This is a genomic window from uncultured Modestobacter sp. (genome assembly GCF_947486615.1).
Lineage (GTDB): Bacteria > Actinomycetota > Actinomycetes > Mycobacteriales > Geodermatophilaceae > Modestobacter.
The window spans coordinates 1-12,705 of the sequence record NZ_CANKUD010000012.1; the positions used below are offsets into that span (position 1 = coordinate 1).

At 74.9% G+C, this 12,705-nt stretch carries 12 protein-coding genes; 8 read left to right on the plus strand and 4 right to left on the minus strand.

Translation table 11 applies throughout. From position 1 onward, the window contains the following. Positions 1-134 precede the first annotated feature (134 nt). Both Q1A09_RS18710 and Q1A09_RS18715 read left to right on the plus strand, forming a co-directional pair. On the plus strand, positions 135-1,775 hold the full coding sequence (locus Q1A09_RS18710) for an acyl-CoA dehydrogenase family protein (RefSeq protein WP_299958459.1): 1,641 nt from the start codon (positions 135-137) through the stop codon (positions 1,773-1,775). Between the two features lie 104 nt (positions 1,776-1,879). Further along, the gene (locus Q1A09_RS18715) at positions 1,880-2,578 is read left to right on the plus strand and encodes an NYN domain-containing protein (RefSeq protein WP_299958461.1); all 699 of its coding nucleotides are present in this window, start codon (positions 1,880-1,882) and stop codon (positions 2,576-2,578) included. 96 nt (positions 2,579-2,674) lie between these two features. Here Q1A09_RS18715 and Q1A09_RS18720 read toward each other — a convergent pair whose 3' ends face one another. Further along, complete coding sequence (locus Q1A09_RS18720) at positions 2,675-3,022, minus strand: PRC-barrel domain-containing protein (RefSeq protein ID WP_299958463.1); 348 nt, start codon at positions 3,020-3,022, stop codon at positions 2,675-2,677. A gap of 134 nt (positions 3,023-3,156) precedes the next feature. Here Q1A09_RS18720 and Q1A09_RS18725 point away from each other — a divergent pair, with 134 nt between their 5' ends. Beyond that, positions 3,157-3,588, plus strand: coding sequence for an ATP-binding protein (locus tag Q1A09_RS18725; RefSeq protein ID WP_299958465.1), 432 nt, complete (start codon positions 3,157-3,159; stop codon positions 3,586-3,588). Between the two features lie 16 nt (positions 3,589-3,604). On the opposite strand, the gene Q1A09_RS18730 is transcribed toward Q1A09_RS18725, so the two are convergent. Together Q1A09_RS18730 and Q1A09_RS18735 are read right to left on the minus strand one after the other, a co-directional pair. Beyond that, positions 3,605-4,087 (minus strand): ATP-binding protein, encoded by a 483-nt coding sequence (locus tag Q1A09_RS18730; protein WP_299958468.1) that lies wholly within the window; start codon positions 4,085-4,087, stop codon positions 3,605-3,607. Between the two features lie 98 nt (positions 4,088-4,185). Further along, the gene (locus Q1A09_RS18735) at positions 4,186-4,590 is read right to left on the minus strand and encodes an STAS domain-containing protein (protein ID WP_299958471.1); all 405 of its coding nucleotides are present in this window, start codon (positions 4,588-4,590) and stop codon (positions 4,186-4,188) included. 368 nt (positions 4,591-4,958) lie between these two features. Here Q1A09_RS18735 and Q1A09_RS18740 point away from each other — a divergent pair, with 368 nt between their 5' ends. The 4 genes from Q1A09_RS18740 to Q1A09_RS18755 are packed head-to-tail and all read left to right on the plus strand — an operon-like array spanning position 4,959 to position 8,614. Beyond that, entirely contained in the window at positions 4,959-5,600 is a 642-nt protein-coding gene (locus Q1A09_RS18740; protein ID WP_299958473.1) for an ABC transporter permease, read from the plus strand. After that, a complete protein-coding gene (locus tag Q1A09_RS18745; protein WP_299958476.1) occupies positions 5,593-6,795 on the plus strand; it encodes an ABC transporter ATP-binding protein in 1,203 nt (400 codons plus the stop codon). The genes Q1A09_RS18740 and Q1A09_RS18745 overlap by 8 nt, the downstream gene beginning before the upstream one ends. Further along, on the plus strand, positions 6,792-7,631 hold the full coding sequence (locus Q1A09_RS18750) for an ABC transporter permease (RefSeq protein WP_299958478.1): 840 nt from the start codon (positions 6,792-6,794) through the stop codon (positions 7,629-7,631). Before Q1A09_RS18745 ends, Q1A09_RS18750 begins: the two co-directional genes overlap by 4 nt. Further along, the gene (locus tag Q1A09_RS18755; protein WP_299958481.1) at positions 7,631-8,614 is read left to right on the plus strand and encodes a glycine betaine ABC transporter substrate-binding protein; all 984 of its coding nucleotides are present in this window, start codon (positions 7,631-7,633) and stop codon (positions 8,612-8,614) included. Before Q1A09_RS18750 ends, Q1A09_RS18755 begins: the two co-directional genes overlap by 1 nt. Before the next feature lie 37 nt (positions 8,615-8,651). Here the strand turns inward: Q1A09_RS18755 and Q1A09_RS18760 are convergent, their stop codons facing one another. Then, entirely contained in the window at positions 8,652-9,620 is a 969-nt protein-coding gene (locus Q1A09_RS18760) for a nucleoside hydrolase (protein ID WP_299958484.1), read from the minus strand. A 1,246-nt stretch (positions 9,621-10,866) separates the two neighbouring features. On the opposite strand from Q1A09_RS18760, the gene Q1A09_RS18765 reads away from it, so the two are divergent. Next, positions 10,867-12,687: a gamma-glutamyltransferase family protein gene (locus Q1A09_RS18765; protein ID WP_299958489.1), complete on the plus strand. Its 1,821-nt coding sequence runs from the start codon at positions 10,867-10,869 to the stop codon at positions 12,685-12,687. The last annotated feature ends 18 nt before the right edge of the window (positions 12,688-12,705 follow it).

Sequence of the window (12,705 nt, forward strand, 5' to 3'; positions counted from 1 at the left end):
GCGCCTGGGCCCGTCGCGCCTGGGCCCGTCGCGCCTGGGCCCGTCGCGCCTGGGCCCGTCGCGCCTGGGCCCGTCGCGCCTGGGCCCGTCGCCACCTCAGCCGACCGGTGGCCCCCGTCTCGTACGGTGCGGGCATGAGCGTCACGCACGAGGTGACCAACCAGGTGCCCCCGCTGGTCGGCCACGACCCGATCACCGGCGACACCGCGCTGGCCGAGGCGTGCCGGCGGCACGCGGACCAGGCGGCGCTGGACTCCCTGGCCGGCCTCGGTGCGCTGGCCGGCAGCGAGCAGGCGCTGGAGTGGGCCCGGCTGGCGAACGAGCACCCGCCCCGGCTGCGCACCCATGACCGGTACGGCCACCGGGTCGACGAGGTGGAGTTCCACCCCGCCTGGCACGAGCTGATGGGCGCCGCGGTCGGGCACGGCCTGGCCGGTGCGCCGTGGGCCGAGCAGGCGGCGGGGGACCGCCATGCGCACGTCCGCCGGGCGGTGGGCTACCTGGGCTGGACCCAGGTGGAGGCCGGTCACGGCTGCCCGGTGACGATGACCTACGCCGCCGTCCCGGCCCTGCGTGCGGCCCCCGACCTGGCTGCCGCGCTGGAGCCCGGGCTGACCAGCCGCAGCTACCAGTTCGGGCTGGCCGACCCGCAGAGCAAGCGCGGACTGGTCGCCGGCATGGGGATGACGGAGAAGCAGGGCGGCTCCGACGTGCGGGCCAACACCACGCGGGCCCTCCCCGCCGGGGACGGCAGCTGGTCGCTGACCGGGCACAAGTGGTTCACCTCGGCGCCGATGAGCGACCTGTTCCTGGTGCTCGCGCAGACCGCAGAGGGGCTGAGCTGCTTCCTGGTGCCGCGGGTGCTGCCGGGCGGGGAGCGCAACGTCTTCCGGCTGCAGCGGCTCAAGGACAAGCTCGGCGACCGGTCGAACGCCTCGAGCGAGGTCGAGTTCGACGGGACGACGGGCTGGCTGGTCGGCGACCCCGGGCGCGGGGTGCCGGCGATCATCGAGATGGTGGCGACCACCCGGCTGGACTGCGTGCTGGGGTCGGCCGCCACCGTGCGCGCGGCGCTGACCCAGGCGGTGCACCACGCCCGGAACCGGTCGGCCTTCGGGGCCCGGCTGGCCGACCAGCCGCTGATGCAGAACGTGCTCGCCGACCTGGCGCTGGAGAGCGAGGCGGCGACCGCGCTGGCGGTCCGGCTGGCCGCCGCCCAGGACGCCGGCGAGCGCGACCTCCTGCGGCTGGCCGGCGCGGTGGCGAAGTTCTGGGTCTGCAAGCGCACCCCGACCGCGGTCGCCGAGGCGCTGGAGGTGCTGGGTGGGAACGGCTACGTCGAGGAGTCCGGGATGCCGCGGCTCTACCGGCAGGCCCCGCTCAACTCGATCTGGGAGGGGTCGGGCAACGTGATCGCCCTGGACGTGCTGCGCGCCCTGGGCACCGGCTCGCCCGCGCTGGCCGCGGTGCGCGCGGAGCTGGAGCTGGCCCGCGGCGCCGACCCGCGGTACGACGCGGCGCTGGCCGGGCTGGCCGCCGAGCTCGCCGACCCCGACCATTTGCCGCTGCGCGCCCGCCGGGTCGCCGGCCGGCTCGCGCTCTGCCTGCAGGCCGGACTGCTGCTGCGGCACGCCCCGGCCGCCGTCGCCGATGCCTTCTGTGCCACCCGGCTGGCCGGCGACTGGGGCGGGGTGCTGGGCACCCTGCCACCCGGTGTGCCGGTGCGGCAGCTGGTCGACCGGGCCGCGGTCGAGCCTGCCGGGGCCCGCTCGTGAGCGAGCGACGGCGGCGCCGCGCCACCGCCCCGCCGGGGCCGCCGCGGCCGGTCCCGGCGGGTGCGCCGCAGCCGCCGGTGGACGCCGTTCGGCACACTGCCCCTGTGACCGATGACCAGGATGGGGCCCGGGACATGGTGGACGCGACGGCGGACGGCTGGGGCGAGGGTGCCCGGCAGCCCCTGGACCTGCTGGTCTGGGACGCACCCAACATCGACATGACCCTGTCGAACGTGATCGGGGCGCGCCCCACGGCGGCGTCCCGGCCGCGGTTCGACGCGATCGCCGCCTGGTTCGTCGACGGGGCGGGCGACCGGGGGGCCGCGCAGCAGCCCGATGTGGAGGCCTGCGTCTTCGCCAACGTGCCGCCGCAGCACGCCACGTCGCTGCAGCGCTGGGTGGAGGCGCTGCGCAGCTTCGGCTACGCGGTGTTCGCCCGCCCGAAGCTGCAGCCCGACGACGACATCGACCAGTCGATGCTGGACCACATCAGCGTGCGGGCGCACAGCCACCAGCTGCGCCGGCTGGTGGTGTTCTCCGGCGACGGCCGCAACTTCGCCGAGCCGCTGGAGGACCTGGCCCGCTCGGGCACCGAGGTCGTCGTCGTCGCCTTCAGCGAGGTCGCCGGGTACGCGATCAGCTCCGAGCTGCTGCAGTTCATCGACATCGAGGACGTCCCCGGCGCCTTCGTCGAGCCGCTGGACCGGGTGCGCCTGGACGCCCTGCCTGCGGACGGCGCCTGGCTCAAGCCGACCAAGAGCCTGCGCGACGCCGCCGGCCTCTTCACCTCGCGCCGCAGCTAGGCCCCGGCCCGCTGACCCGCCCGGCCATGTTGGCCAACATGGCCGGGACGACCGCGCCCGCGCCCCCCGTGCAGGTGGGGGCGCGGGGGTCCTTCCTCAGCGGCGGGCGAGCCGGCGGACGCCAGGGGTGTAGGGCAGCGAGTAGTGGGCGAACACGTCGGGCTCCTGCTCGACGGTGAGCTCGCCGTCGGTGTCGATCGACGGGGCGTTCTTCGCCAGGTCCTTCGGAACGGCGACGCGGACGTGGTCGGGGGCCACGGTGGCGTCGGTGAGCGGCACGAAGGTGAGCTTGTGCCGGCCGATGAAGCCGGTGACGACGGCGGCGAAGAACGGCTGGTCCGTGGTGGTGTCCACGTACACCGACTCCAGGGTGCCGATCTTGCTCCCGTCGGGGTCGATCACGTTCAGGGTGCGCCAGTCACGGATGTTCTCGGCCGGGAACACGGCTCCTCCTCAGGTCGCGGGCAACTGGTCCTCACTGCCCGCCGCAGCGGTGGTCGAACCCCGACCAGGCCGCTGACCTGCGGCTCCGAGGTCGCAGCCGGCCGCGCAGACGCAGGGCGCGGGATGATGCCCCGATGGGCGCGGGCGGTCAGGAGCTGGTGGTGATGGTCGGGCTGCAGGGCTCGGGCAAGTCGACCTTCGTGGCCGAGCACCTGGCCGGCAGCCACGTCGTGGTCAGCAAGGACCACTGGCCGAACGCCCGGCACCGGGAGGCGCGTCAGCAGCGGGTGGTGGCCGCCCTGCTGGCCGAGGGCGCCAGCGTGGTCGTGGACAACACCTCGCCGTCACCGGCCGAGCGGGCACCGCTGCTCGCGCTGGCGGCAGCAGCCGGTGTCCCGGTCCGGGCGGTGTTCCTCGACGTCCCGGTGGAGACCTGCCGGGCGCGCAACGGGGCACGCGGGGGTCGCGCCCGGGTCCCACTGGTCGGGCTCTACAGCGCCGCGGGCCGGCTGGTCCCCCCGACGACGGAGGAGGGCTTCACCGAGGTGACCGTCGTGTGCAGCTGAGCGGCCGGGCGATGGGTCAGGCGGCCGGGCCGGAGGAGGAGCGTGGCCGGGGCACCGAGGCGCTGGTCAGCCCGGAGGGGAGCCGGGCCCAGACGTGCTTGCGGCCGGGCTCGCTGGCCCAGCCGTAGTCGACCGAGAGCTGGGCGACCATCGGCAGGCCCATGCCACCGAACGCCGGGTCGCGGTCGACCGCCGGCCGCGGCGGGGAGTCCGGCGACCCGTCGGTCAGCACGATCAGCCAGCCGCTGGAGACCGCGACGATCATCGCCTGGACTGCACCGCCACCGTGCCGCAATGCGTTGGAGGACAGCTCCTCGAACACCAGCAGCAGGCCCTCGCGGGCGTCCTCGGTCGAGCGGGCGGTCAGGGAGGGGTGGGCCAGGCGGGCGCGCAGGTCCATCCGGACCCGCGACGCGTCATGCACCGTGGGCAGCTCCCAGCGCCACACGTCACCGTCCTCGGAAGGGATCGGTGACGAGGGCCAGACCAGTGCACTCACGCTCAGTCCCCTCGTCGGCCGGTGTCTCCGCCGGGACCATCGTGGCCGACAGCACGCCGTCCTGCAGCACGGGGGTCCGGTGGCGGGTGCACCGCGGGTCAGTGCGGGTCGGCCCCGGGGGCGTCGGACCCGGTCGGCATGCCCTGCACGTCCAGCCGGTCGAGCAGGCCGGTGAGCTCCAGCGGACCGGTCACGATCCGGCTGGTGGCGACCACGCAGACCCGCTTGCCGGCCGCCTCCCGGTGCTGGCTGACCCAGACCAGGGCGGTGACCCCGGCCGAGCCGAAGAACGTGACCCCCGACAGATCGATGGTGAGCAGCCGCTCGGCCCGGCGGAGGGCCCGCAGCAGCGACTGCTGCAGCAGCGGGTTGCCGGCGGCGTCCAGTTCACCGCGGACGTGCGCGACGACCTGCCCCGGCTCGCTGCCATCGGTCAGCTCCACCTCGAACGGCGTCTCGTCGGCTGCTGAGCTGACGGTGTTGATGGGTCCTCCTCTGTGCACAGGGCACGTTCCCGCCGTGCCCCACGTGGATGCTCTCCCGGGAGCATGGGACCACGGGGCCGGCACAGCTGCCTCTTACCCCGATCGGGGCAGGTCAGCCGGGCCGACCCCAGATCGGTACGACTGTCACAGCTTCGTCATGTCCCTGCGGTCGCGGCAGCCGCCCCGCCGTGTGATCGTGAACGACGGCCGCACGGCGGTCCCGAGACCACCGGGCCCGAGATCCCAGCCCGCGGTGCGGCAGAGCGGCGTGTGCCGATGCCCTGGGCCGCCGGCGCTCGACGTCCGGCGCCGTCCCACAGACGCGATCGATCGACGACATGACCGTCCGACCCCTGGGCCGGACACGGAGAGGGGTGGGTGGGCACATGTGGGACTACGTACTGGACCGGCGCGGGCAGATCGCCTTCCAGGCGTTCCAGCACGTCAGCCTGGTCGTGCAGTGCGTGCTGCTGGGCAGCCTGATCGCACTGGCGCTGGCGGTGCTCGTCTACCGGAGCCCGCGGCTGACCGGCCTGGCCAACGGTGTGTCGGCGATCGGCCTGACGATCCCGGCGTTCGCGCTGCTGGGCATCCTGCTCGCGCCCTTCGGCTTCGGCATCACCCCCGCCGTCATCGCGGTGACCTTCTACGCGGCGCTGCCGGTGCTGCGCAACGCCGTGGTGGGGCTGGCCGGTGTCGACCGCTCGCTCATCGAGTCCGCGCGCGGCATGGGGATGAGCCGGCTGTCGACCCTGGCGCGGATCGAGATCCCGCTGGCCTGGCCGGTGATCCTGGCCGGCGTCCGGGTCTCCACCCAGATGGTCATGGGCATCGCGGCCATCGCCGCCTACGTGCTCGGCCCCGGGCTCGGCGGCTTCATCTTCACCGGGCTGTCCCGGCTGGGCGGCGCGAACGCCCTGAACTCCGCACTCACCGGGACGATCGCCATCGTCGTCCTGGCCCTCGTCCTCGACCTGCTGCTCCTGCTGCTGGGTCGCCTCACCACCCCCAGGGGGATCCGTGTCTGACACCCTGAGTTCCGCTGACGCCCACTCCACCGACCCCGCGCCGCAGAGCAGCGAGGGGCGTCGGGTCAGCGGCGTCTCCATCCGCCTCGACGGGGTCACCAAGCGCTACCCCGGCCAGGACCGGCCCGCCGTGGACGCGGTGTCGCTGGAGATCCCGGCGGGCGAGACGGTGATGTTCGTCGGCCCGTCCGGCTGCGGGAAGACGACGCTGCTGAAGATGCTCAACCGGCTCATCGAGCCCAGCAGCGGCACCATCCACCTCGGCGACGAGGACGTCACGAAGCAGGACCCCGACCAGCTGCGCCGCCGGATCGGCTACGTCATCCAGGCCGGTGGGCTGTTCCCGCACATGACGGTCGGCACGAACGTCGGCATGGTGCCGCGCATGCTGGGCTGGGACAAGGAGCGGGTCACCGCGCGGATCGACGAGCTGCTGGACCTGGTGGGGCTGGACCCGGAGGTCTACCGGGACCGCTACCCCAAGGAGCTCTCCGGCGGCCAGCAGCAGCGGGTCGGGGTGGCCCGGGCGCTCGCCGCGGACCCGCCGGTGCTGCTGATGGACGAGCCGTTCGGTGCGGTCGACCCGATCACCCGCCAGCGCCTGCAGGACGAGCTGCTGCGGATCCAGGAGGAGCTGGGCAAGACGATCGTCTTCGTCACCCACGACTTCGACGAGGCGGTCAAGCTCGGCGACCGGATCGTGGTGTTCGACGTCGGCGCGCGGGTCGTGCAGTACGACACCCCCGAGGCGATCCTCGCCGAGCCGGCCGAGGAGTACGTCGCGGACTTCATCGGCGCCGGGGCCACGCTCAAGCAGCTCACCCTCACCCGGGTCAACAGCCTGGAGCTGAAGCCGGTCACCTCCGCCTCGGTCGGCGACGACGCCGCCGAGGCGCTGGCCCGCGCGCGGGCCGCGGGCGACGAGTACATCGTCGTGCTGGACCGGCGCGGCCGGCCGATCAGCTGGCCGACCACCGCCGAGGTCAGCCGGATGCAGCAGATCCCGGCCACCGTCGACGAGAAGCTGCCGGTCGTCGGTCTGGGTTCCACGCTGAACGACGCGCTGGACACCATGCTGGCCGCCAGCCAGGGCGGGGCCGTGGTGATCGGCCGCCGGGACAGCCTGGCCGGTGTCGTCTCGATCGAGACGATCATGGACGCCATCCAGCGGACGCGGAGCGAGGTGGCCGGATGACCGCCGCCACCGGGAGGCCGGACACCGGCGAGCGCCCGGACCCGCTGCGCCGCCCCGAGGCCGAGCAGAGCGCGTCCCGCGACCGGCGGGACGCCGCGTCGCCGGTGCGCGCCCGCGGCGGCTGGCGGGCGCTGGTCCTCCAGCCGGTGCTGGTGGCGCTGGGCCTGCTCGCCTACGTGGTGTGGCGGTCGACCACCACGCTCAGCGACACCGAGGCGCGCCAGCTGGGCGCGGCCACCTTGTGGGACAGCGTGCTCCGGCACCTGCAGCTGACCGTCGTCGCGGCGGTGATCGTGCTGCTCATCGCCATACCGCTCGGCATCGCCCTGACCCGGCCCGCGCTGCGGCGGTTCACCCCGCTGGTGATCGGCCTGGCCAACGTGGGTCAGGCCGCACCTGCGATCGGTCTGTTCGTGCTGCTGGCCGACTGGCTGGGCTTCGGCTTCGGGACGACGATCGTGGCGCTGGTCGTCTACTCGGCGCTGCCGGTGCTGCGCAACACCATGGTCGGGCTGCAGGGCGTGGACGCCCGGCTGGTCGAGGCCGGCCGCGGGATGGGCATGAGCGGCGCCGCGGTGCTGTTCCGCGTCGAGCTGCCGCTGGCCGTCCCGGTGATGCTCTCCGGGGTGCGGACCGCCCTGGTGCTGCTCGTCGGCACCGCCACCCTGGCCACCTTCATCGCCGGCGGCGGGCTGGGCGTGCTGATCAACACCGGCATCACCCTGTCGCTGAACTCGCTGCTGGTCAGCGGTGCGGTGCTGGTCGCCCTGCTCGCCCTGGCCATCGACTGGCTCGGCCGGGTCGTCGAGCACGTCGCCCGCCCGAAGGGACTCTGATGCACTCCCCGAAGAAGCTGGCCGCCGCGCTGGCCGCCACCACCCTGCTCACCGGCTGCGGCCTGGAGAGCGCCAACGGTCTCGTCCCCGACGCTGCGCCCGGCAGCATCCGACCGATCGAGGCGGCCGAGGGCGAGCCGATCACGGTGGGCGCCAAGGCCTTCACCGAGCAGCTGATCCTGGGCAAGATCGCCGCGATCGCGCTGGAGGCCGCCGGCTTCGACGTGACCGACCGCAGCGGCATCCCGGGGGCCGCCCCGGCCCGGGCCGCGATGCTCAGCGCCGAGACCGACGTGCAGTTCGAGTACACCGGCACCGGGTGGATCAACTACCTGGGCATGGCCGAGGGCATCCCGGACCAGCAGGAGCAGTACGAGGCGGTCCGGGACGCCGACGCGGAGAACGGGATCACCTGGCTCCCGCCGGCCGAGGCCAACAACACCTACGCCTTCGCGGTGCGCGACGAGGCCGTCGAGGAGCTCGGCGGGATCGCGACCCTCTCGGACATCGCCGAGCTGCCGGTCGAGGAGCGCACCTTCTGCGTGGAGTCGGAGTTCGCCACCCGCGTCGACGGCTTCGAGCCGATGCTGGAGGCCTACGACATCCCCCTCGGCGACCCGGACGGGGTGCCGCGGGACAACGTCAGCATCCTGGACACCGGCGCCGTCTACACCGCCACCGACAGCGGCGACCGGTGCAACTTCGGCGAGGTGTTCACCACCGACGGCCGGATCGCCTCCCTGGGCCTGACCGTGCTCGAGGACGACCGCGGCTACTTCCCGGCCTACAACGTCGCCCCCGAGGTGGTGACCGCCACCCTGGAGGAGTTCCCGGAGATCGCCGACGTCTTCGCGGAGATCACCCCGCTGCTCACCGACGAGGTGCTCATCGAGCTCAACGGCCGGGTCGACGTCGGCGGTGAGGAGCCGGCGGACGTGGCGATGGACTGGCTCGTCGACGAGGGGCTCGTCGAGCGGGTCTGACCGGCCGCAGCACGCCGGAGGCTCGCGGCTGCAGGGGTCACCCCTGGGCCGCGAGCCGTTCCAGCCTGTTGACCAGGAACTCGACGGCCGCGTCGCTGTCGACGCCCTCGGCCACCGCCACCGCGGTGGGCGAGGACGACGGCGTCCGGCGGTCCACCAGCGTCTGCCCGCGCCCGGCACCGGGCCCGGTGTCGACCACCACGTCCCGCGGCACGGTGCGCAGCGTCCCGGGCACGATCGCCTCGGTCAGCGCCAGCGCGTCGTGCACCACCACCCCGTCGGTGCCGTAGGACGTGCGGGCGTGGTCCAGGTACTGCTGCAGCATCGCCGCGGCCTGGGCGCCGACCGGCCCCGCCGCGGCGAAGCGGGCGATCCCCGCCTCGGTGAGCACGGTCGGCAGGGTGACGTCCAGCCCGACCAGCACCGTGGGCAGGCCCGCGGCGAACACCACGGCGGCGGCCTCCGGGTCGGCCCAGACGTTGAACTCCGCGGCCGCCGTGACGTTGCCCCCGCGGGTCGCCGACCCGCCCATCACCACCAGCCGCCCGATCCGCGCCGCGGCGTCGGGGTACACCGCCAGCAGCAGCGCGATGTTCGTCAGCGGCCCGATCGCCGCCACGGTGACCGGTCGCTCGCTGCTCAGCAGCAGCTCGGCCAGCGCGACCACCGCCGGGCGCGGGTCCACCGCCGCGGGTGAGGGCGGGAGGACGACGCCGCCCAGCCCCGCCGCCCCGTGCACGTGCCCGGCCCGCCGGGCCTGGGGCACCGCCAGCGACGAGCGGGCACCCACCGCCACCGGCACGTCGGACCGGCCGGCCAGGTGCAGCACCCGGAGGGCGTTCTCCGTGGTCTGCGCCAGGTCGACGTTGCCGTGCACCGTCGTCACCAGCCGCAGGTCGACCTCCGGGCTGGCCAGCGCGAGCAGCAGCGCAAGGGCGTCGTCGATGCCCGGGTCGGTGTCGACGACGAGCGGGACCGGGCCGGGTGCGGGCTGGGTGTCGGGCACCCGGTCATCCCACCAGACACACCCGACACGCCGGTGCGTCGGCCCGGTCGCCGAGGTCATCGACCACCGATGGGCCGCCTGATCTGGGGTTTCGCCCGGTGGAGTCGACAAGTGACCGGGCCGGGAGGGGGGTCATCGACCGTTGCGAGGGGTCTGGGCAACGGTTCGGTCACGCGGCCCGGCCGGGGGGTCCGCAGAGCCGGTCCGCGACCGCCGTCGTCCGTAACTTCTTCCTTGCCCGCGGCCCCTTCCCCGGCCGCGGCAACTACTTCCCCGGGAGGGCAGCGATGGCGATCGACACGGCAGCAGTCCGGCGGACCGACGTGCCGGCTCCCCGGGGCGTCGTGCCCCGCACCGCCCCGATCGGCCTCTTCGGCCAGGGGCCGGCCCTCCCGCCGGAGGCGCACCTGACCAGCGCCGGCACCGGTGACCTCGCCGCCGGGCTGGCGGTCGGGCTGGCCGTCGGCGTGCTGGGCATGTCGCCGCGAGCGCTGCCCGAACCGGGCGCCCCGCGCGCCACGCGGCGGTCCCGGCGGCGCGAGTTCGGCCAGTGGGCGCGCACCTGGGGCGCCGGACCCGACGGCGCGCACCTGGCCTGGCGGGCCACCCCGCTGCGGGTGCACCGGCTGACCGACGGGGCGGGCCGGCCCCGCCCCGCCCTCGCCCAGCCGGCCGCGGCGACCGCCGCCCCCACCGCGCCGGTCCGGTCGCTTCCCGCGGTCGTGGACCACGACCTGGAGGCGGCGATCGCCTTCGCCACCGACCTCTCGGTGGACCTGCTGCGCACGCCCGTCCGGCTGGCCGCCCCGCAGCCGCGGCTGACCGCCCCGGTGCGGCACCTGCTCGGCCGGCTGCGATCGGCGACCCGGCGCGCGGCCGGCTGGGGCAGCGGCACCCACGGCGTGCACCTGGCCTGGGACCGTCCGGTCCCGCCGACGGTGCACCGGCTGACCCTGCCCGAGCCGGCCCTGCCGGTCGCCGGCTCGCGCAGCGCCCCCCTGGACCTGCGGCACCGGGCGCCCGAGCGGGACGAGCCCGTGCCGATGCGGGAGCTGCCGAGCACGCCGCCCCGGCCGGCGGTTCCGGGCCTGCGGCACCGGGCGCCGGAGCAGGACGAGCCGACGCCGGTGCGGCAGTCCCCGGGCACCCCGCCGTCCCGGCCGCAGCCGCGGGACCGGGCGACCGGATCGACACCGGCGGCGCCGCGACGCAGCGCGAACCGGCCGGAGTTCTTTAGGGTGGCTACGTGTTCACCACGCGCCCGGAACTCGCCGGCACCTTCGGGATGGTCGCTTCGACGCACTGGCTCGCCAGTGCCGCGGGCATGGCGACCCTCGAGGCCGGTGGCAACGCGTTCGATGCCGCGGTCGCTGCGGGTCTCACCCTGCAGGTCGTCGAGCCGCACCTCAACGGCCCGGGGGGCGAGGTCCCGGTCCTCTTCGCCCGGAGCCCGCGGGCAGCCACCGGTGCGGGGGTCCCCGTCGTCCTCTCCGGTCAGGGCACCGCCCCCGCCGGCGCCACGATCGAGGCCTACAGCCAGCTGGGTCTCGACCTGGTCCCCGGCACCGGCCTCCTCGCCGCCACCGTGCCCGGCGCCATCGGCGCCTGGCTGACCCTCCTGCGCGACCACGGCACCCTGCCGCTGGACGCCGTCCTCCGCTTCGCCATCGAGTACGCCGAGCACGGCCACCCGCTCCTCCCGCGGGTCGCCGCGACCGTCGCCTCGGTCTCCGAGCACTTCCGCACGCACTGGCCTACCTCGGCCGCCACCTGGCTCGCCCCCGACGGAGCACCCCCCACCGCCGGTCGCCTGTTCCGCAACCCGGTCCTCGCCTCGACCTACCGCCGACTGCTCGACGCAGCGCGCGGACCCTCCCGAGAGGCGCAGATCGAGGCGGCACTCGCGGCCTGGTACACGGGGTTCGTCGCGCAGGCGATCGACGAGTTCTCCCGGTCCCCGGTGATGGACGACTCCGGTCGTGCCCACCGCGGCTTCCTGACGGGTGAGGACCTCGCCGGCTGGCAGCCGACGTACGAGCCGCCGGTCACCTTGGACTGGCGCGGGTGGACGCTCGCGAAGGCCGGGCCGTGGTCCCAGGGCCCGGCGCTGCTCCAGGCGCTCGCGATGCTGGACGGCCACCCGGCGGCAGGAGCCGGGGCCGGGTACGGCTCGGGCACCGCCGATGCCGACCTGGTCCACGCCAGCGTGGAGGCGGTCAAGCTGGCGATGGCCGACCGTGAGGCCTGGTACGGCGACACGGCACAGGCGCCGGTGGACGACCTGCTCTCCACCGGCTACACCGAGCAGCGGCGGGCGCTCATCAGCGACCGGGCCAGCACCGAGCTGCGGCCCGGCTCGCCAGGGGGGCGCCCGCCACGGCTGCCCGCGTTCGTCACCGACGCCTCCGCCGGCGTCCGTCCCTCCCCGGGCACCATCGCCGGCGTCGGCGAGCCCACCGTCGACACCCGCGGCACCACCCGCGGCGACACCTGCCACGTCGACGTCGTCGACCGCTGGGGCAACATCGTCTCGGCCACCCCGTCCGGTGGCTGGCTGCAGAGCTCGCCGGTCATCCCCTCGCTGGGCTTCGCGCTCGGCACCCGGGCGCAGATGTTCTGGCTCGAGCCCGACCTGCCCAACTCGCTGCTGCCCGGCAAGCGCCCACGCACCACGCTGACCCCGTCGCTCGCGCTGCGTGGCGGCGTCCCGACGCTGGCCTTCGGCACCCCGGGCGGTGACCAGCAGGAGCAGTGGCAACTGTGCTTCTGGCTGGCCCACGCGCTGGGCGGCCTGGACCTGCAGGCCGCGATCGACGCGCCCGCCTGGCACACCACCAGCTTCCCGTCGTCCTTCTACCCCCGGGACATGACCCCGGGCGAGGTCGTCGTGGAGTCCCGGCTCGGGGACGACGTGATCGCCGAGCTGCGCCGTCGCGGGCACACGGTCACCGTCTCCGACCCCTGGTCGCTGGGCCGGATGTCGGCGGTCTCGATCGACCCGGAGACCGGGGTGCTGCGGGCCGGGGCCAACCCCCGCGGGATGCAGGGCTACGCCGTCGGCCGCTGACGCGGGGCCGTCGGCGAC

Coding starts and splice junctions, on each gene's coding strand:
- Q1A09_RS18750 (WP_299958478.1), top strand. CDS start 6,792: ATGACCGCCGCCACCGGGAGGCCGGACACCGGCGAGCGCCCGGACCCG.
- Q1A09_RS18740 (WP_299958473.1), top strand. CDS start 4,959: ATGTGGGACTACGTACTGGACCGGCGCGGGCAGATCGCCTTCCAGGCG.
- Q1A09_RS18725 (WP_299958465.1), top strand. CDS start 3,157: ATGGGCGCGGGCGGTCAGGAGCTGGTGGTGATGGTCGGGCTGCAGGGC.
- Q1A09_RS18710 (WP_299958459.1), top strand. CDS start 135: ATGAGCGTCACGCACGAGGTGACCAACCAGGTGCCCCCGCTGGTCGGC.
- Q1A09_RS18755 (WP_299958481.1), top strand. CDS start 7,631: ATGCACTCCCCGAAGAAGCTGGCCGCCGCGCTGGCCGCCACCACCCTG.